The organism is Terrabacter carboxydivorans (assembly GCF_039532035.1).
Taxonomy (GTDB): Bacteria; Actinomycetota; Actinomycetes; order Actinomycetales; family Dermatophilaceae; genus Terrabacter; species Terrabacter carboxydivorans.
In genome coordinates, this window is sequence record NZ_BAAARE010000016.1 from 89,797 (window position 1) to 112,634 (window position 22,838).

A 22,838-nucleotide genomic window follows, 5' to 3' on the forward strand; every position below is an offset into this window, starting at 1 on the left:
CTGGGTATGGTGCGCTCATGGTGAAAGTTGCCAACGATCCGCCTCTGCCCGAGGGTGACTTGCCAGCCGCGGGGCGGCTCGGCGACCCCGAGCCCGAGGTGTCCGGCATCTCCCTGCGGCTCATCGCGGGTCTCGCCGCCACCGCCCACGGCGTCGTCCGCGCGGAGGCCCGGCGCCTCGACGTCAGCGTCGACAGCACGACCCAGCTCCGGTCGGCGGTCCGCGACGCCGGCGGCGGTGCACGGCTGACCCACCGGCTCGTCCTCGCCGACGCGGCGGCCCTCGCGGACCAGGACGGCGACCGCGCCACCCTCGGCGAGGTCGTCGCGGCCCTCGATGCAGCCGGGGCGGCCGGGCTCGTCGTGTCGGGGCTCAGCGGCACAGCGCTGGCGGCCCTCGTCGAGGCGGCCGAGTCGACCGGGCTCCCGCTCATCGACGTGCCCCTCGACCACATCGCCACCTTCACCACCGAGGTGCTGAGCGCGATCCTCGAGCACCAGACGGCGATCCTGCGCCGCCTCGAGGACGCCGACCGGGCCCTCGTGCAGATCGTCCTCGCCGGCGGCTCCCTCGACGACCTCTGCGAGCAGGTCGTCGGCTTCCTCGACGGCGCGGCCATGGTGACGACGACCGACGGCCGCGTCATCGCCCGCGCCGGGTCGCAGCGCGAGCTCGAGCACGCCCTGTCGCTCGAGTGCTTCGACCGCACCGGCCGCCTGCTCACCGAGGCCGAGCCGATGGGCCCGCGCCCCGACGGGCCGACCGCCAACCGGTCCGCCGTGCGCATCGTCGCCGGCCACCTCGACCACGGCGTGCTCATGGCCTTCTGCAGCCACCGGCACCTGACGGTCGACGACGTGCGCCTGCTCGAGCGTGCGGCCACGGTCGCCGCCCTCGCCATCACCAAGGACCAGGCCGTCTCGGCGGTGGAGAGCAAGTACCGCGCCGAGTTCCTCCGCGACGCCCTCGCCGGACGCGCTGGGTCCCCCGTCGACGCGGTCGCCCACGCGAGCTCGCTCGGCTGGGACATCGACCGCCCCATGGTCGTCGTCGTCGCCGAGACCGACGAGGACGACGACCGCTCCACCCGCGACGCCGACGAGGTGCGCTTCCTCCAGCAGCGCTTCGCCCGCGCCTGGACCCACGCTGTCGCGGTGCGCGACGCCCGTTCTCCCGTCATGGGATTCAGCCGCGAGGTCGTCGCGCTCATCGGCGTCCCTGCCGAGGCCGAGACCGAGCAGGTCATGCGGATCGTCGGCGAGTACGTCCGGGTCGTGCGTGGCGACGGCGGCGGCGGCCGGCGGTCGTTCTCGGCCGGGGTCTCGCGGCCGATCTCCTCCCCAGCCGGCCTCCCGCACGCCTACGACGAGGCCCTCTCGGCCGTCACGGTCGGGCGCCAGATGCACGGCGACGGCGCCCTGACCCACGTCGACGGGCTCGGCATCTACCGCCTGCTGGCCCTGATCCCCGACGGCGCCGACCTGCGCCGGTTCGTCCACGAGTCGCTGCGCGAGCTCGCCACCGACGACTCGCCCGAGTACGCCGGGCTGCGCCAGACCCTCAGCATCCTCATCGACACGAACATGAACGTCGCCGAGACCGCGCGCCTGCTCTTCTTCCACTACAACACGCTGCGCTACCGCATCGGCAAGCTCGAGAAGATCCTCGGGCCCTTCACGACCGACGCCGACCTGCGCCTGACGCTCGCCCTCGCACTCAAGATCCACCAGATGCGCGGCATCTGACCCAGCCCCCACGCGAGGGCCACGTATGCCGTGTCGCGGCCGTGGAACATCGCACGCCTTCCCGGGGTCGTGACCTTCCACAGGGCCCGCCCCTGTGGAAGGTCCACCCGGGCATGTCCCTGACCCGGCGACGATACGACGATGGACGCTTTGCTTCGGGCCCGGGCCGCCGGTCAGTCCGGCCTCCTCAGCCGTGCCCAGGCCCTGGCGGGAGGCCTCAGCCCCAAGGCGGTCCAATGGCGACTCGGCAGAGGTCAGTGGCAGGTCGTGCATCCGGGTGTCTACCAGACGATGCCGGGCCGCGATGGTTGGGAGACACGTGCGGTGGCCGCCCTGCTCCACGCCGGGGACGGCTCGGCCCTGTGCCACAGCAGTGCCGCTTACGCCTGGGGCCTGCTCCGACAGGCTCCCGACCCGATTCGTGTCGTCGTACCAGCCGAGCGGCGCGTGCGACCCGCGACCGGTGTCGTCGTCACCCGCAGTCGTCATGCCTCCGAGCGGATCGATGCCGCCGCCTGGCCGCACCGCTTGACGGTCGAGCACACGGTGCTCGACCTCGGCACGGCGGCCGGTACGGACCGCACCATGTCTCTCGCCGCCAAGGCCGTCGAGCTCGGGCTGACAACTCCCGAACAGCTCCGGGGCACCGTGCTGCTGCGGCCACGCCAGCGTGACCGGAGCCTGCTCCTCGAGGTCCTCACCGACGTCGCGGATGGGTGCGAGAGCCCCGCCGAACGTCGCTACGTCCGGGACGTCGAACGGGCCCACGGTCTACCTCGCGGGCGCCGGCAGACGCCCTACGGACGGGCCGGCCGGCGTGATGTCGAGTACCAGTGGGGCGTGGTCGTGGAGGTCGACGGAAGACTGGCCACTCGGCGTGGGCCGACGTCCAGCGTGACGGCCGCCGTGACCGGCGCACCCTGGGTTCCGGGCGGGTGACGGTCCGGTGCTACTGGACCGACCTCCTGCCGACCGCGTGCGCCCTCGCCGGCGAGGTGTCCCAGGTGCTGCGCGACCGCGGCTGGGCCGGTCGTCCACGCCGCTGCGGCCCGGAGTGCACGCTTGCTGCCGGGTCGACGTGGAACTTCACACCCCCGTGACGGGGTGCGAACATCCACGACGGCCGCTGAACGGCCACTCCGCCCCGGGCACACGGCATACGTCATCTCCTGCCAGTGGGCCTCCGGCGGCGTGTATCAACGTTTGACGAACGCAATCCCCTGAGGGGGTAGTAGTTTTCGGCCATCCCGGAGTGGGACGTGACCCACATCACCGCATGGGGCAACCATAGGAGTCGGAATGGCTTTGGGCTTGGGCTGGAAACTGCACGGGGACGGCAAGACGATGGGCCCCGACGACGTCGTCGCCCCTGACGAACGACTGTCGTGGGGCAAGACGATCGGCCTCGGAGCGCAGCACGTCGTCGCGATGTTCGGTGCGACGTTCGTCTTCCCGCTGATCATGGGCCTCAACGCCCAGCTCGCGATCATGATGAGCGGCATCGCCACGATCTGCTTCCTGCTGATCGTGAACGGCAAGGTCCCCAGCTACCTCGGCACGTCGGCGAGCTTCGTCGGTGCCGTCGCGGCCATCCGCGCCCAGGGTGGCACGTCCCAGCAGGTGACCGGTGCGATCCTCGTCGCCGGCGTCGTGCTCGCGCTCGTCGGTGTGGCGATCCACTTCCTCGGCTCGTCGGTGCTGCACAAGGTGCTGCCGCCGGTCGTGACGGGCGCGGTCGTCATGCTCATCGGCTTCAACCTCGCGCCGGTCGTGGCCAGCATCTACTGGCCCCAGGACCAGTGGGTGGCGCTACTCGTCATGACGTTCACCATCATCTGTGCCGTCGCCTTCAAGGGCTTCGTCAGCCGCATCGCGGTCTTCCTCGCGCTGGTCTTCGGCTACATCATCTCGTGGCTCTTCGACAAGATGTTCGGCCAGATCACCTCGTTCGACGCGGGCGCCGGCAAGATCACGACGCACTTCCGCACGAACTTCGACAACCTCGCCGCCCAGCCCTGGTTCGGCCTCCCGCCGTCGACGGGCACGCCCGGTCCTGACGGCAAGGCCATGGTCGGCATCCACGCCCCGTCGTTCTCCATCGCGGCGATCCTGCTCGTGCTCCCGGCCGTCATCGCGCTGATCGCCGAGAACACCGGCCACGTCAAGGCAGTCGCCGAGATGACCAAGACGAACCTCGACCCCTACATGGGCCGCGCCATCGCCGCCGACGGCATCGGCACCGTCATCGCCAGCTCCGTCGGTGGCTCGCCCACGACGACGTATGCCGAGAACATCGGCGTCATGGCGGCCACCCGTGTCTACTCGACGGCGGCCTACTACGTCGCCGCGGTGGTCGCGATCATCTTCGGCCTCTCGCCGAAGTTCGGCGCCCTCGTCGCCTCGGTGCCCGGCGGCGTCCTCGGCGGCATCACGGTCGTGCTCTACGGCATGATCGGCCTGCTCGGCGCGAAGATCTGGAAGGAGAACGGGGTCGACTTCGGCAACCCGATCAACCTCGTCCCGGTCGCGGCGGGCATCGTCATCGGCATCGGCAACGTGTCGCTCGTCTTCAGCTCGGACTTCTCGCTCGGCGGCATCGCCCTCGGCACGATCGTGGCCGTCGTGGCCTTCCACGTCGCCCGTGCCCTGGCTCCGGCCGACCTGCGTGAACGCGCCGACGCCGCACGAGGCACGATGATCTCGCTGGGTGAACGGGAAGGGGACTACGGCGACGCCGACGGCATCGACGACCTCTACCAGGACCAGCCGGGCGGACCGGACCTGCGCCGCCGCTGAACCAGCACACCTGAGCACCGGCCCGTGGGCCTCCGATCTCGGATCGGGGGCCCACGGTCGTTCACGGCATAAGTTGCCAAAAGCCCACGTGCAGCGATGCACAACGATCACTAGTCCCCACCCGGGGTCGGAAGGCAGGATCGGTTCGGTGAAGCCCGCCCCCTTCGAGCACCACGCACCGCTCACCGTCGAGCAGGCCGTCGCCGTCCTCACCGAGGTCGGACACGACGGCAAGGTCCTCGCCGGCGGTCAGAGCCTCATCCCGATCCTCAACATGCGCCTGGCCTCGCCGGCGCACCTCGTCGACATCAACCGCGTCGCCGAGCTCGACACCGTCGAGGTGACGCCCGAGGCCGTCCGCGTGGGCGCCCTCGTGCGCCACGCCGGCCTCGAGCGATCCGAGAGCGCGTATGCCGCCCTCCCCCTCCTGCGCCAGGCGCTCGTCAACGTCGCCCACCCCGCGATCCGCAACCGTGGCACGACGGTCGGCTCCATCGCGCACGCCGACGCGGCCGGTGAGATGCCGGCGATCCTGGCCCTGACCGACGGCGTCGTCGAGGTCGCGGGCCCGGCCGGGTCGCGCGAGATCGCGTGGTCCGACTTCTTCCTCGGTGCGCTCGAGACCTCGCTCGCCGCCGAGGAGCTCGCCGTGGCGGTGCGTTTCGGCCGCTTCCCCGCCGGCACCGGGACCGCGTTCACCGAGGCGGCGCGCCGGCACGGCGACTACGCCATGGCCGGCGTAGGGGTCGCGGTCACCGTCTCCGACGGCGTCGTGTCGGGTGCGCGCGCCTCGTTCGTCTCCGTCACCGACGTGCCCTCGGTGCTCGACCTGGGGCCGGCGCTCGGTGGCGTCGAACCGGGGTCGGGCGCGTGGGTCGCTGCCCTCGACGACGCCGCCGAGGCGGTGCGTGACCACGTCGAGCCCGAGGGCGACATCCACGCCGGCGCCGACTACCGGCGCATGCTCGTCACGGAGCTGACCCGCCGGGTCCTCCCCCAGGCCGCCGACCGCGCCACGACCGCAGGAGCCAGCGATGACTGAGACGACGAGCGAGACCCTCCACGACGTGACGGTCACGGTCAACGGGGTGCGCCACTCGGCCGCCGTGCCGGCGCGGCGCCTGCTGTCGGACTTCCTCCGCCACGACCTCGAGCTCACCGGCACCCACGTCGGCTGCGAGCACGGCGTCTGCGGCGCCTGCACCGTCCTCGTCGACGGCCAGCCGATGCGCTCGTGCCTCATGTTCGCCGTGACCGCCCAGGACCACGCCATCACCACCGTCGAGGGGCTCTGCTCGAGGCCGGACGCCCGCGTGGCCCCGACCGGAGAGTCGATGAACCCGGTCCAGCAGGCCTTCGCCGAGTGCCACGGCCTCCAGTGCGGCTTCTGCACCCCGGGCTTCCTCACGACCGTCACGGCCTACCTCGAGGAGAACCCGTCGCCGACGAGCGAGCAGGCGCGAGAAGCGATCTCGGGCAACCTGTGCCGCTGCACCGGCTACCAGAACATCGTCAAGAGCGTGCTGCGTGCCGCCGAGATCAGGGCCGAGCGCGCCGAGGGCGCGTCGGGCGAGGAGCAGGCATGACGACGCAGATGTTCGGCGCGCCGATCAGGCGCAAGGAGGACCCGCGCCTCGTCACCGGCGGTGGCCGCTACCTCGACGACCTCGGCCACGACGCCCTGGCCGCCGCCTTCGTGCGCAGCCCGCACGCCCACGCCCGCATCGTCGACATCGACGCGTCCGACGCCATCGAGGTCGAGGGCGTCGTCGGCATCTACGTCCACGAGGACCTGCCCACCAGCGTCGGCGAGCCGATGCCGCTGCTCATCCCGCACCCCACCCTGACCCACGGCCGCACGGGCTACGCGCTCGCCAAGGACGAGGTCAACCACGTCGGCGAGGCCGTCGTCATGGTCGTCGCGACCGACCGCTACGTCGCCGAGGACGCCTGCCAGCGCATCCGCGTCAGCTACGAGACGCTGCCCGTGGTCGTCGGCATCGAGCACGCCCGGGACGGCGACCTGCTCGTGCACGACGACGTGCCCGGCAACGTCGCGGCCCACATGGTGCAGGAGGTCGGCGACGTCGACGCGGCCATGGCGGCCGCGCCGCACACGCTGACCCTCGACCTCGACATCGAGCGCAGCGCCTGCATGCCGATGGAGGGCAAGGGCGTCTACGCCCGCTGGGACACCGAGCGCGGCGAGCTGCGGATGTACTCCTCGACGCAGACGTCCACCGGCGTCCGGGCCGCCGTGGCCGCCCGGCTCGAGCTGCCGCTGGCCAAGGTGGAGTGCATCGCGCCCGACGTGGGCGGCGGCTTCGGCGTCAAGATCATGCACCCCTGGCCCGAGGAGGTGCTCGTCCCCTGGGCGGCCCGCCTGCTCGGCCGGCCGGTCAAGTGGGCCGAGGACCGCCGCGAGCACTTCATCTCCTCGGCCCACGAGCGCGGCCAGCTCCAGCGCGTCACCGTCGGGTTCGACGACGAGGGCCACCTGCTCGCGCTCGACGTGAAGTTCTGGCACGACAACGGCGCCTACACCCCCTACGGGATCATCGTCCCGATCATCACGAGCACCCAGCTGCTCGGCCCCTACAAGCCGGGCACCTACCGCTGCGAGTTCTGGTCGCTCTACACCAACACCGTCCTCGTGACGCCGTACCGCGGCGCCGGCCGCCCGCAGGGCGTCTTCGCCATGGAGCGCACCATGGACGCGATCGCCGACGAGCTCGGTCTCGACCGCGCCGAGGTGCGTTCCCGGAACTTCATCCTCCCGACCGAGATGCCCTGGGACCACGGCCTGCTCTTCCAGGACGGCCGCCCGCTCAAGTACGACTCGGGCGACTTCCCGGCGAGCCTCGACAAGCTGAGGAAGCTGGTCGGCTGGGACGACTTCGCCGACTACCGTCGCGACGCCGAGGCGGAGGGCCGCAAGGTGGGCCTCGGGATCGGCTGCTACGTCGAGGGGACCGGCGTCGGCCCCTACGAGGGCGGCCACATCCAGGTCGAGACGAGCGGCCGGGTCAACGTCTCGACCGGCCTGACCTCCCAGGGCCAGGGTCACGAGACGGTCTTCGCGCAGATCGTCGCCCAGGAGCTCGGCGTGCGCATGGAGGACGTCCACGTCACGACGGGCGACACCCGCAAGATGCCGTATGCCGTGGGCACCTTCGCGTCGCGCGCCGCGGTCATGAGCGGCAGCGCCATCGCCCTCGGCGCCCGCAAGGTCCGCGAGAAGGCCCTGCGGATCGCCGCCGACGCGCTGGAGGTCTCGCCCGAGGACCTCGAGATCGTCGAGGGCGAGGTGCGCGTCAAGGGCGCGCCCGCGACGTCGATGAGCCTCGGCACGGTCTCGGTCCTGTCCAACCCGCTGCGCTACGCGTTCGACGAGGCGGCGAAGGCCGCGACCCAGTTCGCCGGCACCTTCGACCCCGACAAGCCGCCGGTCGCCGAGGGCGAGGAGCCGGGCCTCGAGGGGAAGGGCTTCTACTCGCCCACCCAGGCCACCTTCGCCAACGGCATGCACGCAGCGATCGTCGAGACGGACCCGGTGACGGCCGAGATCAAGATCCTGCGCTACTGCGTCATCCACGACTGCGGCACGATGATCAACCCGATGATCGTCGAGGGGCAGGTGCACGGCGGCGTCGCGCAGGGCGTCGGTGGCGCGCTCTACGAGCGGATGGCCTACGACGAGTCCGGACAGCTGCTCAACGCGAGCTTCATGGACTTCCTCATGCCCTACGCGTCCGAGGTGCCGACCATCGAGGCCGACCACCTCGAGACGCCCAGCCCGCTGAACCCCTTGGGCATCAAGGGCGCCGGCGAGGCGGGCTGCATCCCCGTGTCGGCCGTCATCGCCTCGGCGATCGAGGACGCCGAGGGCTTCCCGATCACCCGGATGCCGATCTCGCCCTACGACCTCTGGCAGCTGCGCCGCCGCCACGCCGACGGCGAGATCCCGTCACTGCACCGCCTCTCACGCACGTCATCGAAGGAGCCGACCGCATGAAGATCACCGGATCCGCCACCCTCGCGGCCGACCCGCAGCAGGTGTGGGACGCCTTCCACGACCCGGCCGTGCTCGCGCGCTGCCTGCCGGGCTGCGAGCGCCTGACCGAGCTCGGTCCCGACCACTACGCCATGACCGTCACGGCCGGCGTCGCCGCGATCAAGGGCACCTACGACGGCGAGGTCTCGCTGCGCGACCCGCAGCACCCGGGCTCCTTCACGATGAAGGCCTCGGGCGCCGGCGCACCGGGCACCGTCGACGCCGACGTCGTCGTGCGCCTCGCCCCGTCCAACGGCGGCGGCACGGACCTCACCTACGACGCCGACGCCTCCGTCGGCGGCGTCATCGGCGGCGTCGGCCAGCGGATGCTCGCCGGCGTGACGAAGAAGATGGCCGGTCAGTTCTTCTCGGCCGTCGACGCCGACATCTCCGGCGTCCGTGTCGCAGCCCCGAGCGCTCCCGCGGCCGTCCCGGCGACCGCGGCACCCGGCATACCTGCCGTACCGAGCGGTGAGGGTGCCCCGGTGTCGTATGCCGGGCGGCCCACTCCCACAGGCGCGTTCGCCGGACGCGAGTACGCCCTCGGCGTCGTCACCGGCGGCGTGGTCGCCCTCGTGGGCGTCGTCGTCGGCTGGGCCATCGGACGGAAGGGCTGACGATGCGCGCGTTCACTGCGGCGGCCGTGCAGGTCGCTCCCGTCCCGGCTCCGCTCTCCCCCGAGACGATCCGCGCCAACGTCGAGGCGTGCGTCGAGATGACGCGTCGCTGCGTCGAGGCCACGGGCGCCGAGCTCGTCGTGCTGCCCGAGACGGCGAGCACGGGCTTCACCCCCGGCTGCTCCAAGGAGGAGCTCTGGGACCTCGTCACCGAGCTGCCGGGGGCGATGATCGAGCCGATCCAGGCCGTGGCCCGCGAGCTCGGCGTGCACGTCTGCTTCGGCACCTACGAGCGCGGGCCCGAGCGGGGCGTCGTCTACAACTCGTCGGTGCTCGTCGGACCGTCGGGCGACCTGCTCGGCACGTACCGCAAGACGCACCCCTTCTGCTCCGAGATCGTCTCGGGCGGCGGGTGGGTCACGCCGGGCGACACGGTCACGGTGTGCGACACCGAGCTCGGACGCATCGGCATGATCATCTGCTTCGACGGCGACTACCCCGAGCTCTCCCGCATCCAGGCGGTGCAGGGCGCCGAGGTCATCTGCCGGCCCTCGGCGCTGCTGCGCTCGGCCGACATCTGGGACCTCACGTCGCGGGCCCGCGCGTACGACAACCACGTCTACGTCATCGGCGCCAACGCCGTCGGGACCGACCCGGCCGGGGTGCTCTACTTCGGCAACTCCCACATCGTCACGCCGATCGGGCACGTCGTCGCCAAGGCCGCGACGCACCCCGGGTGGGTGACGGCGCGGCTCGACCCGGCCGACGCGCTCGCGTCGCTGACCCCCGGGTCCAACGTCGGCCAGGCCTTCGACCACCTGCGCGACCGCAACCTCGACCTCATCCGCAACCACCGGGCCGAGCTCGAGGGGGCGGCAGAGACGTCGTTCCCGCACGCCCCGATCCACCGCGGCGACGCCGGCTAGCCACTCACCGACGCCGGCTGAGCCACGCACCGATGCCGGCTGAGCCACGCACTGTCGCTCAGCCGGCGCCGCCGGACTCGAAGCGCCGCAGCAGCTCTCGGATCGCGGCCATCTCCTCGTCGAGGGCTCGTCGCCCCGCCCTGGTGATGGTGACCCACGTGCGCGGCCGCTTGCCCGCGTAGCCCTTCTCGACGTGCACGAGACCGCTGCCGGCGAGGACCTCGATGTGGCGGCCGAGGTTGCCGTCGGTGAGCTGGAGCAGCTTCTTGAGATAGGTGAAGTCGGCCTTCTCCGTCTCGGCGAGCACGGCGAGGATGCCGAGGCGAGCCTTCTGGTGCACGACGTCGTCGAGCCCGCTCGTCGGGTGCGGCCTGTCATCCTCGGGCACCTCGTCAGGCACGTTGCCGTTCGCCTCGGCGGGTGGTGCGTCGCCAGCGCTCACGGCGTGACCGACGCGTGCTGGTCCGCTCGGCGCGCCCGCAGCCCCGTGACGACCATGGCGACACCGAGGGCGACCTGGGCGACCAGGTCTCCCCAGCCACCCACCGCCAGGACGACGTCGGTCGGCAGCCGCACCAGGGTCAGCAGGTCGTAGAGCCGGTTGTCGAAGAAGCCGAGCGAGGCCAGCACCGTGACCACCCCGAAAGCCAGGGCCCACGCGGCAAGGCGCCCGTTGTGCCGGCGCCAGGCAACGAGCAGCAGCGCCAACGCGATGACCGCGCTGGGCGCGAGCACCGACACCATCGTCAGCGGCAGCAGGAACGGGACCCACACGAAGATGCCGTTGTAGGCCACCAGGACGAAGACCGCCACGGCCGCCGCGACCCAGGCCCCGGGTCCGGCGCCGGCACCGAGCCGCCTGCTGCGCACGGCGAACCAGAGCCCGATGGCGAGCAACCCGAGGGCGCCGACCGTGCCCCAGTACGTGTCGACGACGTTCGTGAAGGCCATCTCGCCCTCGGTCGCGCTGCGGCTCTCCCCCGGGCCGAGGTCTCGGACCGTCCACCACAGCCAGAGACGTTGCAGCGCAGCGGCGGCCACGGTGAGCGGGCCCAGGACGAGCAGCGGGATGGCGAGTCCTTGCGTGTCGCGCCGGGCGACGCGGCGCAGCAGCTCGGTGCTCGCGAGGGCGTCCTCGGCGGCAGCCACCTCAGCGGCTCGCGCCGGCGGGGTGGGTCTGGTCTCGTTCATCGGAGCGTCCTTCCGTCACAGGAGCGCCCCTGTGCGCTCGATGCGTTAACTCTGCATTGCAGAGTAGTCGGGCGTCAAGAGTTCTCGGCGACGTCGACCTCGCTCGTCACTCGTCGTGGGGCAGCACGATAGGCGGCGGGGTCGTGGTCGGCTCGGGGCCGCGTCGCCCTGCCGACGTCCAGTCGTAGACCACCGAGGTGCGCAGCAGCACGTCCGGCAGCGACCGGTTCTCCGCGCTGACGAGCACCCAGAAGAGCAGGACCGGGAACGCCACGCACAGCAGCGCCCGGAGCAGGGCCCGCACGAACCCCACACCGCCCGTTCCGTCGCCCACGACCCGCAGCCCGAGCAGCCGGTTGCCCACCGTGCGCCCCGTGGTCGCCCACGCCGCCGTGAGGTATGCCGTGAGCACCCCGAGCACGCAGAGGAGCAGTCGCAGGCCGCCGGGGTCGGGGAAGCGGAACGACGCGGGTCCGAGCACGAAGACGGCGCCGGACCACACGGCATACCCCACGCCCACGGCGGCGAAGGCGACGACGAGGTCGACCGCGCCCGCCGTGGCCCGCGTGACGATGCCGGCGCGGTGACCCTGGACCGAGCGCGCGGGGCCGGGCAGCACGATGCGGGAGACCGGGCCGCGTCCGGGCGAGGGTGAGGTCATGGCGGGGGGCCGCTCAGACCGTCGTGCCGGGGATCACCGGGCGGACCGGGACCTCGGTGCTCGGCAGGGCGGGTCCCGGCGTGCGGGGCCGGCGACGGAGCATCCGGTCGACGACGTGGGCGACCCGCTCGTCGGCGCCCACCCCCTGCCACCGCACCTCGCGCAGGCTCTCCGAGGCCATCGCCCCGGACGAGCTCTGGATGATGCCGGGGAGGTCGATCCCCTCGACGACGTACTCGGCGAGGGCCACGAGGTCGAGGCGCGCGACGACGGCGTCGAGGTCCAGGCGGCGCGCGATCGCGTCGACGTCGACGCGGTCGAGGATCGCATCGATGTCGACCCTGGCCACCACGGCGTCCACGTCGACCCGGTCGAGGATCGCATCGATGTCGACCCTGGCCACCACGGCGTCCACGTCGACCCGGTCGAGGATCGCCCCGATGTCGACCCGCGCGACCGCACGGTCCAGGTCCGCCCGCGCCACCACCGCATCCACGTCGACCCGCTCGAGGATCGCCCCGATGTCGACCTTCCGCACGACGGCGTCGACGTCGACCCGCTCGACGGCGCGGTCGAGGTCCACCGCACGCACCACTGCGTCGAGGTCGACATGGTCGATGACGACGTCGGTCACGTCGACGAGGTCGAGGGCGACCTCGACGACGGCCGCAGCCAGGCGCCGGGCCAGGTCAAGGGTGCGGTGGTCGAGGTCGCGGCGTCGCGAGCGGCCGAGGCGGAGCAGCTCCTGCGACCAGTCGGACCGACGCGCGCTGGACTCCAGCCGCTCCAGCACCGCTGTCACCGGTCGGGTCACGAGCCCGGTGACGACGCCGAACCCGACGGCCGTCGGCCGGACGCGGTCGGCGACGCGTCCGGCGAGCCCGGCCCCGACGGATGCCAGACCGAGGGCCAGGTCGGCCATGTCGGCAGGCGTCAGGGGCTCGTGGCGCACAACGGCCGCGCCCCTGCCGGCCTCGTGCGCCGCCGTGGTCTCGTCCATGCATCGTCCTCATCGTCTGCGGCGCGCCCGGGCACGCCAGTTGCGCCCATGACTCGTCTGGCTCGTCGTCCCTCCAGCATGCGTCGGCCTCCCTGGTCGGGGCATCACCCTCGGCGAGTGAAGCCACCCACACGCGCTCGACCCTCCCGCTCGGCTCAGGACCCCGACGACCCCGACGACCCCGACGACCCCGACGACCGCAGTCGCGCGGCTCGAGCCGTGAGGTGGCGCTGCTCGACCTCGTTCGTCGCGGTCGCGGCAGCCCGGTCGAGCAGCTCGACAGCCGCGGCGGTGTCCCCAGCCATCTCGAGCAACTGCCCGCGGACGGCGAGCCACCGGTGCGTCGTGCCCAGTCGTTCCTCGACCTCGTCGACCACCTCGAGGCCGGCCCGCGGGCCGCGCGCCATCGCGACGGCCACGGCCCGGTTCAGGGTCACCACGGGGTTGCCGGTGACCTCCTCGAGCAGGCCGTAGAGGGCCAGGATCTCCTCCCAGTCCGTGTCGGCGGCCGTCGGAGCCCGGTCGTGCACCGCGGCGATGGCCGCCTGCAGCTGGTAGTCCCCCACCACCCCGAGCGCCATGGCCCGACCGAGCAGCTCGAGGCCCTCGGCGACGAGCGACCGGTCCCATTGGGAGCGGTCCTGCTCGGGCAGCGGCACGAGCGCGCCCGTGTCATCGCTCCGGGCCGGTGCGCGAGCCTCGAGCAGCAGCATCAGGGCCAGCAGGCCGAGCGCCTCGGCATGGTCGGGCACGCCGGCCACGAGGAGGCGGCTCAGGCGAATCGCCTCGCGGGAGAGCTCGACCCGCTGCACGGTGTCGCCGTGGGTGCTCGCGTAGCCCTCGTTGAAGATCAGGTAGAGGACGTGCAGGACGGAGCGCACACGGGCGTCACGGTCGTCACCGGACGGCATACGGAAGGGCTCGCCGGAGGCGCGCACGGTCGCCTTGGCACGGCTGATCCGCTGGGCCATGGTGGCCTCGGGCACGATGAAGGCCCGTGCGATCTCGGCCGTCGTGAGACCGCCCACGGCGCGCAGCGTGAGCGCGATCGCCGACGCCGGTGTGAGCGACGGGTGGCAGCACATGAGCAGGACGGTGAGGCTGTCGTCGTGACCGACCGGGTCACGTGCCGGCACCTCCCAGGCGATGACGCGGGCCTCGCGCTCGCGCCGGGCGGCGTCGCTGCGCCAGACGTCCACGAGGCGGCGGGAAGCCGCGGTCACGAGCCACGCGCGCGGCTCGTCGGGCAGCCCGTCGACCGGCCACCGGCGCGAAGCCGTGAGCAGTGCCTCCTGCACGGCGTCCTCGGCCGAGTCGAAGTCGCCGAACCTGCGGCTGACGATGCCGACGACCTGCGGCGCCAGGGTGCGCAGCAGGTCGTCGACGGCCGGGTCTGCGGTCAGGGCGTCGAGCCCGCCGTGCGGAGAAAGGCGTCCATCTCCTCGGGGTTCGACGGCGTCTGCTCCATCACCTGGCGCACGTGGATCGGCTGGCGGGTCGGCACGCCACCGCGCCCGGGCACGGCCGACATGCGCGACGCGATCTCGAGGGCACGCTCCTCCGAGTCGACCTCGACGACCTGGAAGCCGGCGAGCCACTCCTTGAACTCCTGGAACGGCCCGTCGGTCACCACCGGCGCCGCGCCGTCCGAGCGAACGATCTTCGCGAGGTCGGGGCCGGTGAGGATGGTCGAGGAGACGAGCTCGCCGTTGGCCTCGAGCTCCCCGAGGAGCTCGCCGTAGTAGTCGAGGTGCGCCTGGACCTCCTCGGGGGTCCAGTCAGACATCGGGGCCTCGTCGTCCCCCGGCTGGAAGTCGACACCGATCAGGTACTGCGTCATGGCCTGCTCCTTCGTCACGTCGTGCCAGCGTGGCACGCTCACCCCGGGGACGGAGCAGACGACGCGCCCTCGACGTCGCACCGCGCCCCGGACACGGTTCTGGCGAGGATTGGCCCAGATCGGGGCAGGTGTTGGCACGATGTGCCAACGCCCGCCGACCGCCCGCGCCGGTTGAATCCTCACCATGACAGCGAGCACCTCCCCCGGCCGCCGGATCCGCATCGGCATCGACACCGGCGGCACGTTCACCGACGTCGTCGCCCTCGACGAGGACTCGGGCGAGCTCGTCACGACGAAGACCCCCTCCACCCCGAGCAACCCCGCCGACGGCTTCCTCACGGGCGTCCGCAAGGTCCTCGACCTCATGGGCGCGAGCGGCGACGACATCAGCGCCGTCTCGCACGGCACGACCGTGGCGACGAACAAGCTGCTCGAGGGCAAGGTCGAGGCGCTCGGCTTCGTCACGACCGAGGGCTACGAGTTCATCCTCGAGATCGCCCGCCAGGCGGTGCCCGACGGCTACGGCAACTCCTACTTCTGGGTCAAGCCCCCGCGCATCGTCCCGGCCGACTACGTCAAGACCGTCGGCGGCCGGATGGACTTCGAGGGCAACGAGGTCCGTCCCTTCGACGAGGAGCGGGCCGTCGCCGTCGCGCGCTGGTTCAAGGAGCGCGGCATCACCACCATCGCCGTCTGCTTCCTGCACTCCTACGCCGACGACAGCCACGAGCTGGCGATGCGCGAGGTGCTGCGCCGCGAGCACCCCGAGGCCATCGTCTCGATCAGCTCCGAGGTGCTGCGTGAGTACCGCGAGTACGAGCGGTCCATGACGACCCTCGTCGACGCCGCAGTCAAGCCCAACGTCTCGCGCTACGTCGCCAACATCCACCACCGGCTCGACGAGTTCGTCGGCAGCAGCGAGAAGCTGCCCTTCTACATCATGAAGTCCAACGGCGGCGTGCTCTCGGCCGACGAGGTCGTGCACCAGCCGATCACGACCGTCCTGTCGGGACCGGCCGCCGGGGCGCTCGGCGCCGGGCTCATCGCCGGTCGCGCCGGCTTCGACAAGGTGCTCACCTGCGACGGCGGAGGCACGTCGACCGATGTGTCCGTCGTCCTCGCCGGTGAGCCGACGCTGACGACCGAGGGCACCGTCGGCGCCTACCCGAGCAAGATCCCGATGATCGACGTCGTCACCGTGGGTGCCGGCGGCGGTTCCATCGCGTGGATCTCCCCCGAGGGCTCGCTCAAGGTCGGCCCGCAGTCGGCCGGCGCCGACCCCGGCCCGCTCTGCTACGCCAAGGGCGGCACCGAGCCGACGATCACCGACGCCCACGTGACGCTCGGACGCATCCCCCCGCACCTCCTGGGTGGCGAGATCCCCCTGGACGTCGAGGCCGCGCGAGGCGGGATCACCGAGCTCGCAGCGCGACTCGGCCTCGACTTCGAGCGCTGCGCCACCGGCATCCTCGAGATCTCCGCGTGGAACCAGGCCAACGCGCTGCGCCAGGTCAGCGTCAAGCGCGGACTCGACGTGCGCGACTTCATGCTCGCCACCTTCGGCGGGTCGGGCTCGCTCCTGGCCTGCCGCCTCGTCGACATCCTCGGGCTCGCCGGGGTCGTCGTGCCGCAGAACCCCGGCAACGTCTCCGCCTTCGGCCTGCTCACCGTCGACGTCAAGAACGACTACGTCCAGACGTCCGTCGCGCGCCACCACGCGCTCGACCACGCCGCCGTGCAGAAGACGTTCGACGACCTGACGGCCAAGGCCGCGAGCGCCCTCGACGCCGAGGGCTTCCCGCGCGAGGCGCACCGCTACACGCGCACCGTCGACCTGCGCTACTTCGGCCAGGCCTACGAGGTCCGCGTCGCCGCTCCCGAGGGTGACGTCGACGAGGCGTATGCCGCAGGTGTCGCCTCGCGCTTCCACGACGAGCACCGCGCTCTCTACGGCTACGACTTCCGGGACGACCCGACCCAGCAGGTCGAGTGGGTCAACCTCCGGGTCACCGGGGTCGGTCCCATCACGCGCCCGGAGCTGCGCGACCTCGCGCCGTCCGACGGGGCCGCGGACGTGCGCGAACGCGCGCACCGCTCGGTCCGACCGGTCTGCTTCGACGCCGAGGTCGGCTACGTCGACACCGACGTCTGGTGGCGGCCCGAGCTCCTGGCCGGCGACGCGATCGAGGGCCCGGCGGTCATCGAGGAGTTCGGCTCCACGGTGCCGGTCCACCCCGGCTTCGTCGTCCGCGTCGACACGCTCGGCAACCTCGTCATCACCAAGAGCGCCGACGCCGACACCGCCCGGACCGTCACCGCTCAGACCAACACCACGGAGGCCTGACATGTGCTTCTCCTGCCAGACCGCAGCGACCCGCCTCGCCCCCGTCGACGCCGCCACCGGCTCGCAGCACCCTGACGCCTCGGCCACCCACGACGGCGCCGCGGTGAACCCGGCTGGGCTCCCCACGGCATACGAGCACGGCAACCGCCTCACGCCCGAGGGCAGCTCGGTCGACCCGATCCTCGTCGAGATCGTCGAGGGCACGCTCGCCAGCGTCGAGATGGAGGTCGAGACGGCCATCGCGCGCACGTCCCGGTCCCCCATGATCCGCGACGCGCACGACTTCCGGGCCGGCATCCACGACCGTCAGCTGCGCAAGCTCACCGGCCGCTCCTACAGCGCGCTCGTGCACCCCATCGCGCGCGACTTCCCGCTGTCGGAGATGAGCGTGGGCGACGTCTTCTTCCACAACGACGTCTACGAGTCCGAGGGCGGCATCGGCCACCTGCCCGACCTCTGCGTCACCGTCCCCGTCTTCTCCGGCGGCGAGGTCGTCGCATTCGTCCAGGCGTTCGGCCACCACGACGACATCGGTGGCGCCGTGCCCGGCTCGATGCCGAGCAACGCGCAGACGGTGTTCGAGGAGGGGCTCTCGGTCCCGCCGATCAAGCTGTGGGACAAGGGAGTCCCCAACCAGGCGGCCCTGCGCATCATGACGCGCAACAGCCGGATGCCCGACAGCCTCGCCGCCGACCTCGACGCCGAGTGCTCGGCCTGCCTCATGGGCGCCCGCCGGCTCGGCGAGCTCTTCGAGCGCTACGGCCGCGACACCATCGAGGCCGCCTTCGACGCCATCCTCGACAAGACCACCGAGACCTACCGCCGCGAGATCCTCAGCAAGATCCCCGACGGCACCTACGTCTGGGAGGACTACGCCGAGCACGACGGCGTCGACGAGCCGATGCTGCACACGCAGCGGATCACCCTGACGAAGGTCTCGACCGGAGGCCCCGGCCCCGGCGACGGCGGTCCGAAGCTCATCATCGACTTCACCGGCACCGCCAAGCAGGCCAAGGGCCCGATCAACCACTGCGGCGACTACGTCGGCGGCAACTTCCTCAAGAAGTGGCTCGCGCCGATCCTGCGCAACCTCGCCGACACCCCCGAGCGGATGGCCGAGCTCGACGTCAACGAGGGCATCGTGCCCCTCATCGAGATGAAGTTCCCCGAGAAGGGCACGCTGCTCACGCCGATCTACCCGGCGCCGACCAACGCCCGCACCTTCGTCATCCTGCGACTGCTCGGTGTGCTCGCCGGCGTCGTCGCCAAGGCGGTCGACGGCAAGATGCCCGCCGACCAGGAGACGATCCGCTACACCGGCGTCTACGGCAAGGACCGCGACGGCAACGACTACCTCATGCGCGAGGTGCTCGGTGGCGGCTCGGGCGGCCGCTACTACGCCGACGGCGAGGACACGATCCACGTCGTGCCCGACAGCCGCAATCTGCCGACCGAGTTCACCGAGAGCCGCTTCCCGTTCATCGTCGAGCGGCTCGGCCTCGCCGTCGACTCGGGCGGCGCGGGTCGCCACCGCGGCGGTCTCGGCTACGAGAAGCACATCCGCATGCTCAAGGACGCGCACTTCATGTCCATCGCCGACCGCTCGATCCTCGCCTGCTGGGGCGTCAAGGGCGGCAAGGCCGGTCGCCCCTTCGAGGTGACCGTCGACGTGGGGGGACCCGAGGAGCGCACCGTCGACGCCCTCGCCGACGCCGAGGTCGTCAAGGCCGGCCAGGTGATCCGCATCCGCACGACCGGTGGTGGCGGCTGGGGCGACCCCCTCGACCGCCCGTACGACGAGGTCGAGCGCGACCTCCGCTGGGGCAAGGTGTCGTTCGACGGCGCACGCCGCGACTACGGCGTCGTGGCCACCGGTGACCTCGAGAGCCCCGTCATCGACACGGCCGCGTCCGACGCGCTGCGGGAGCGGCTGTGGGCCGACCGGGCCGACGAGCAGCCGTTCTTCGACCGTGGCCCCGGCTACGCGACGCTCGCCGCCGGACAGACGGCGGCGGATGTCGACTGGGTCTGACCATGACGACGGTCCTCGTGATCGGCGCGGCCGGCAAGACCGGTCGCGCCGTCACGGCCGCCCTCACCTCGCGCGGCGTCGACGTGCGCGCTGCCGTGCGGTCGGCGCGACGCGCCGAGACAGCGTATGCCGTTGGGGCCCGGTCGATCTCGGTCGTTGACCTCGAGACGGGGTCGGGTCTCGACGAGGCCGTCGTGGGTGTCGACGCGATCTACCACCTGGCGCCGAACGTGCACCCCGACGAGGTCGGCATCGCGGACCGCGTCGCCGGTGCCGCCGCACGGGCAGGCCTGTCCCGCTTCGTCTTCCATTCGGTGCTGCACCCGGACGACGCCTCGATGCCGCACCACCTGCGCAAGGCGGCAGCCGAGAAGGTCGTGCGCGCCCACCTGCCCGGGGCCACGGCGCTGCGCCCCGCGGCATACCACCAGAACCTCGTCGACGCGGTTCTCGCAGGGCGACTCTCGGTGCCCTACTCGCTCGACTCACCGTTCACGAACGTCGACCTCGGGGACGTCGCCGAGGTCGCGGCAACCGTCCTCACCCGCCCCGGTCACGAGGGCCTCACCTACGAGCTCGCCGGCCCGGAGGTGCTCTCCGTGCGCGACCAGGCCCACGTCGCGACGGACCTGCTCGGACGTCGCGTCGAGGTCAGCCACGTCGCGCTCGACGACTGGGTCGCCGGGCCCGGCACCTCCCTCACCGCGCAGGCCCGCGACGACCTGCTGGCGATGTTCGCGGCCTACGACCGCGCCGGCCTCGTCGGCGACCCGGCGACGCTGCGACGCCTGCTGGGCCGCGAGCCGCGGACGTGGGCGCAGGCACTCGTCGCCTCCTGAGGAAGCGCCTCGCAGCCCAGGTGCCCCGGTCGGCCCGGATCGACCGGCACCGGCCCGGGTCAGTCGATGTCGCGTTCCTCGATGGTCTGACGGACCGTGCTCGTGGGCGTGCTCGCGCCGCTCGGACGCTCCTCGCGCGTGATGATGCGCTGGCGCTGCGTGCCCTTGCGGGCGTGCCAGATGATGCCGGCCCCCGCGACCATGAGGATGATCCCGACGATGGGCAGGCTGATGACCGACGTGTTGGCCCGGACCGCGAAGGTCAGGATGGCCCCCACGACGGCGAGCAGGACTCCGACACCCACGTGGGCCCACCTCTCGGCTCGAGCGAAGCGCACCGGACGGCGCCTCCCGACATTATGTCCCCGTACCCGGCCGGCCTCTACGGGGCACCACCGGCGAGGCCGGCCCGACGGCATACATCTGCCAATGTCGGGGCCCGCGTTGGGCAGGAGGTGACAACGCGCCCGCTCCGCCACGCTCCCTAGGCTCACGCCATGACGACCGCCGGAACAGGCAAGGACGCACCGTGAGGGTGCTCGTGGCGCTGGGTGGCAATGCCATGATCGGACCCGACGGCAGCGCGACCCCACAGGCCCAGCTCGATGCCATCGCCGGCGCGAGCCGTCATCTCGCCGAGCTGGTCGCGGCCGGCCACGAGGTCGTCGTGACGCACGGCAACGGACCCCAGGTGGGCAACCTGCTCGTCAAGAACGAGCTCGCCGCGCACGTCGTGCCGCCGGTGCCGCTCGACTGGTGCGGCGCCCAGACGCAGGGGACGATCGGGTTCACCCTGCTCGACACGCTCGAGACCGCCCTCGCCGCCCGCGGCGTCGAGCGCCCCGTGGCCGCCATCATCACGCGCACGCTCGTCGACGCCGACGACCCCGGCTTCACGCACCCGACGAAGCCGATCGGGCGCTTCCTCCCCCGCGAGCAGGCCCAGACGCTCATCGACCACGGCGAGCGCTGGGAGGACCGTGGCGACAAGGGCTGGCGTCGCGTCGTCGCCTCCCCCGAGCCCGTCGAGGTCCTCGAGACGCACACGCTCCACACACTCCTCGCCGCCGGTTACGTCGTCGTCACGGCCGGCGGCGGGGGCATCCCCGTCGTGCGCGACGGCGACGGCGCGGTCCACGGCGTCGAGGCCGTCATCGACAAGGACCTCACGGCAGCCCTGCTCGCCCGGGCCGTCCACGCCGACGTGCTCGTCATCGCCACCGACGTCGCCCACGCCGTCGCCGCCTGGGGCACGCCCGAGGCCCACGACATCGGCCGGGTCACGCTCGCGGAGATGGAGGCGTATGCCGCCGACGGCCACTTCGCGTCGGGCTCCATGGGCCCGAAGGTCGAGGCGGCGCTCCGCTTCGTCCGCTCGGGAGGCTCGCGCTCGATCATCACAGCCCTCGACCAGCTCGCCCCGGCCATCGACGGCCATGTGGGGACCGTTATCGAAAACCCTGAAAGAGAAAGGTGATTCACGTGCCCGAAGCCATTGAGGTGCGCAAGGTCCCCATCCACTCGGTCGCCGACGCGTCGGAGCTCGCGAAGCTCATCGACGACGGCGTCATGGAGGCGAGCCGCGTCATCGCCATCATCGGCAAGACGGAGGGCAACGGCGGCGTCAACGACTACACCCGGATCATCGCCGACCGCGCCTTCCGTGAGGTCCTCGTCGAGAAGGGCGCCCCGGCCGAGCAGGTCAAGCAGGTCCCGATCGTCTGGTCCGGCGGCACCGACGGCATCATCAGCCCTCACGCCACGATCTTCGCGACCGTCCCGGCCGACAAGGCCGAGCAGTCAGACGAGCCGCGCCTCACCGTCGGCTTCGCGATGAGCGAGCCGATCAAGCCCGAGGAGATCGGCTACGTCGCCATGGTCACCAAGGTGGCCGACGCGGTGAAGGTCGCCATGGAGCGCGCCGGCATCACCGACCCGGCGGACGTGCACTACGTCCAGACGAAGACCCCGCTGCTGACGATCCACACGATCCGCGACGCGAAGTCCCGCGGCCACGAGGTCTGGACCGAGCACACGCACGAGTCGATGGACCTCTCCAACGGCACGACCGGTCTCGGCATCGCCGTGGCCCTCGGCGAGATCGAGATGCCGACCGACGCGGACATCATGCACAACCGCTCGCTCTTCTCCTCCGTCGCGTCGTGCAGCTCGGGCGTCGAGCTCGACCAGGCGCAGGTCGTCGTGGTCGGCAACGCCAAGGGCGTCGGTGGCCGCTACCGGATCGGGCACTCCGTCATGCAGGACGCCCTCGACGCCGACGGCGTGTGGGGCGCCATCAAGGACGCGGGCCTCGACCTGCCCGAGCGTCCGCACACCAGCGACATCCAGGGCCGCCTCGTCAACGTCTTCCTCAAGTGCGAGGTGAGCCAGGACGGCACCGTCCACGGGCGGCGCAACGCCATGCTCGACGACTCCGACGTGCACTGGCACCGCCAGATCAAGTCGGCCGTCGGCGGCGTCACGGCGTCGGTGACGGGCGACCCGGCCGTCTTCGTGTCGGTGTCGGCCGCGCACCAGGGCCCCGACGGCGGCGGCCCGGTCGCCGCGATCGTCGACCTCGGCGAGGGCGAGCCCACCGGCTACCGCTGGACCCGCTGACCCGATACCCTCAACCGTCGAGAGGCCGTGTTCGGCCCACCCGAGCGAGGGCGGTTTCAAAGAGCTGTTGCAACGAGGTGGTGGTTGAGGGCTTCGGCGGGGTTTCTCCAGTTCAGGGTTTCACGGGGGCGCCCGTTGAGCTCGCGGGCGACCTCGTCGAGGTCGGCTTGGCTA

Annotated in this window: 21 protein-coding genes and 1 pseudogene; 14 read left to right on the plus strand and 8 right to left on the minus strand. The window is 71.9% G+C overall.

The window, feature by feature from the left end; translation table 11 throughout:
• Window positions 1-17: 17 nt before the first annotated feature.
• The 9 genes from ABD297_RS17285 to ABD297_RS17325 all read left to right on the plus strand — a co-directional run bounded on the left by ABD297_RS17285 (window position 18) and on the right by ABD297_RS17325 (window position 10,138).
• Window positions 18-1,745: a helix-turn-helix domain-containing protein gene (locus ABD297_RS17285; RefSeq protein ID WP_344256297.1), complete on the plus strand. Its 1,728-nt coding sequence runs from the start codon at window positions 18-20 to the stop codon at window positions 1,743-1,745.
• Window positions 1,746-1,886: 141 nt separating this feature from the next.
• A complete protein-coding gene (locus tag ABD297_RS17290; protein WP_344256298.1) occupies window positions 1,887-2,684 on the plus strand; it encodes a type IV toxin-antitoxin system AbiEi family antitoxin domain-containing protein in 798 nt (265 codons plus the stop codon).
• Window positions 2,681-2,845, plus strand: coding sequence for a hypothetical protein (locus ABD297_RS17295; protein WP_344256300.1), 165 nt, complete (start codon window positions 2,681-2,683; stop codon window positions 2,843-2,845). The genes ABD297_RS17290 and ABD297_RS17295 overlap by 4 nt, the downstream gene beginning before the upstream one ends.
• Window positions 2,846-3,044: 199 nt before the next feature.
• A complete protein-coding gene (locus ABD297_RS17300; RefSeq protein ID WP_344256301.1) occupies window positions 3,045-4,541 on the plus strand; it encodes a uracil-xanthine permease family protein in 1,497 nt (498 codons plus the stop codon).
• A gap of 148 nt (window positions 4,542-4,689) precedes the next feature.
• Window positions 4,690-5,583, plus strand: a complete 894-nt coding sequence (locus tag ABD297_RS17305; protein WP_344256302.1) for an FAD binding domain-containing protein — start codon at window positions 4,690-4,692, stop codon at window positions 5,581-5,583.
• On the plus strand, window positions 5,576-6,127 hold the full coding sequence (locus tag ABD297_RS17310) for a (2Fe-2S)-binding protein (RefSeq protein ID WP_344256303.1): 552 nt from the start codon (window positions 5,576-5,578) through the stop codon (window positions 6,125-6,127). Before ABD297_RS17305 ends, ABD297_RS17310 begins: the two co-directional genes overlap by 8 nt.
• Entirely contained in the window at window positions 6,124-8,556 is a 2,433-nt protein-coding gene (cutA, locus tag ABD297_RS17315) for an aerobic carbon-monoxide dehydrogenase large subunit (protein ID WP_344256304.1), read from the plus strand. The genes ABD297_RS17310 and cutA overlap by 4 nt, the downstream gene beginning before the upstream one ends.
• A complete protein-coding gene (locus ABD297_RS17320) occupies window positions 8,553-9,212 on the plus strand; it encodes an SRPBCC family protein (RefSeq protein ID WP_344256306.1) in 660 nt (219 codons plus the stop codon). Before cutA ends, ABD297_RS17320 begins: the two co-directional genes overlap by 4 nt.
• Window positions 9,213-9,214: 2 nt before the next feature.
• Window positions 9,215-10,138 carry a carbon-nitrogen hydrolase family protein gene (locus ABD297_RS17325; protein ID WP_344256307.1) on the plus strand — a complete coding sequence of 308 codons (924 nt, stop codon included), beginning with the start codon at window positions 9,215-9,217 and terminating at the stop codon, window positions 10,136-10,138.
• Window positions 10,139-10,196: 58 nt separating this feature from the next.
• On the opposite strand, the gene ABD297_RS17330 is transcribed toward ABD297_RS17325, so the two are convergent.
• The 6 genes from ABD297_RS17330 to ABD297_RS17355 all read right to left on the minus strand — a co-directional run bounded on the left by ABD297_RS17330 (window position 10,197) and on the right by ABD297_RS17355 (window position 14,830).
• Window positions 10,197-10,580: a winged helix-turn-helix domain-containing protein gene (locus ABD297_RS17330; protein ID WP_344256308.1), complete on the minus strand. Its 384-nt coding sequence runs from the start codon at window positions 10,578-10,580 to the stop codon at window positions 10,197-10,199.
• Window positions 10,577-11,329, minus strand: a complete 753-nt coding sequence (locus ABD297_RS17335) for a hypothetical protein (RefSeq protein ID WP_344256309.1) — start codon at window positions 11,327-11,329, stop codon at window positions 10,577-10,579. The genes ABD297_RS17330 and ABD297_RS17335 overlap by 4 nt, the downstream gene beginning before the upstream one ends.
• A gap of 106 nt (window positions 11,330-11,435) precedes the next feature.
• The gene (locus ABD297_RS17340; RefSeq protein WP_344256310.1) at window positions 11,436-11,990 is read right to left on the minus strand and encodes an RDD family protein; all 555 of its coding nucleotides are present in this window, start codon (window positions 11,988-11,990) and stop codon (window positions 11,436-11,438) included.
• A 13-nt stretch (window positions 11,991-12,003) separates the two neighbouring features.
• Entirely contained in the window at window positions 12,004-12,990 is a 987-nt protein-coding gene (locus ABD297_RS17345; protein ID WP_344256311.1) for a hypothetical protein, read from the minus strand.
• A 155-nt stretch (window positions 12,991-13,145) separates the two neighbouring features.
• On the minus strand, window positions 13,146-14,393 hold the full coding sequence (locus ABD297_RS17350) for an RNA polymerase sigma factor (RefSeq protein WP_344256321.1): 1,248 nt from the start codon (window positions 14,391-14,393) through the stop codon (window positions 13,146-13,148).
• Complete coding sequence (locus ABD297_RS17355; RefSeq protein WP_344256312.1) at window positions 14,390-14,830, minus strand: YciI family protein; 441 nt, start codon at window positions 14,828-14,830, stop codon at window positions 14,390-14,392. The genes ABD297_RS17350 and ABD297_RS17355 overlap by 4 nt, the downstream gene beginning before the upstream one ends.
• 184 nt (window positions 14,831-15,014) lie before the next feature.
• Between ABD297_RS17355 and ABD297_RS17360 the strand changes: the two genes are divergently transcribed.
• The 3 genes from ABD297_RS17360 to ABD297_RS17370 are packed head-to-tail and all read left to right on the plus strand — an operon-like array spanning window position 15,015 to window position 20,045.
• Window positions 15,015-17,174 (plus strand): hydantoinase/oxoprolinase family protein, encoded by a 2,160-nt coding sequence (locus ABD297_RS17360; protein WP_344256313.1) that lies wholly within the window; start codon window positions 15,015-15,017, stop codon window positions 17,172-17,174.
• Window position 17,175: 1 nt separating this feature from the next.
• A complete protein-coding gene (locus ABD297_RS17365; protein WP_344256314.1) occupies window positions 17,176-19,206 on the plus strand; it encodes a hydantoinase B/oxoprolinase family protein in 2,031 nt (676 codons plus the stop codon).
• Between the two features lie 2 nt (window positions 19,207-19,208).
• On the plus strand, window positions 19,209-20,045 hold the full coding sequence (locus tag ABD297_RS17370; RefSeq protein WP_344256315.1) for an SDR family oxidoreductase: 837 nt from the start codon (window positions 19,209-19,211) through the stop codon (window positions 20,043-20,045).
• 59 nt (window positions 20,046-20,104) lie between these two features.
• Here the strand turns inward: ABD297_RS17370 and ABD297_RS17375 are convergent, their stop codons facing one another.
• Window positions 20,105-20,350: a hypothetical protein gene (locus ABD297_RS17375; protein ID WP_344256316.1), complete on the minus strand. Its 246-nt coding sequence runs from the start codon at window positions 20,348-20,350 to the stop codon at window positions 20,105-20,107.
• Window positions 20,351-20,574: 224 nt separating this feature from the next.
• On the opposite strand from ABD297_RS17375, the gene arcC reads away from it, so the two are divergent.
• Complete coding sequence (gene arcC, locus ABD297_RS17380; RefSeq protein ID WP_344256317.1) at window positions 20,575-21,522, plus strand: carbamate kinase; 948 nt, start codon at window positions 20,575-20,577, stop codon at window positions 21,520-21,522.
• Window positions 21,523-21,527: 5 nt separating this feature from the next.
• Window positions 21,528-22,664, plus strand: coding sequence for a barbiturase (gene bar / locus ABD297_RS17385; protein WP_344256318.1), 1,137 nt, complete (start codon window positions 21,528-21,530; stop codon window positions 22,662-22,664).
• A gap of 56 nt (window positions 22,665-22,720) precedes the next feature.
• Here the strand turns inward: bar and ABD297_RS23740 are convergent.
• Window positions 22,721-22,838, minus strand: a pseudogene (locus ABD297_RS23740) (IS30 family transposase); the annotation flags it as partial.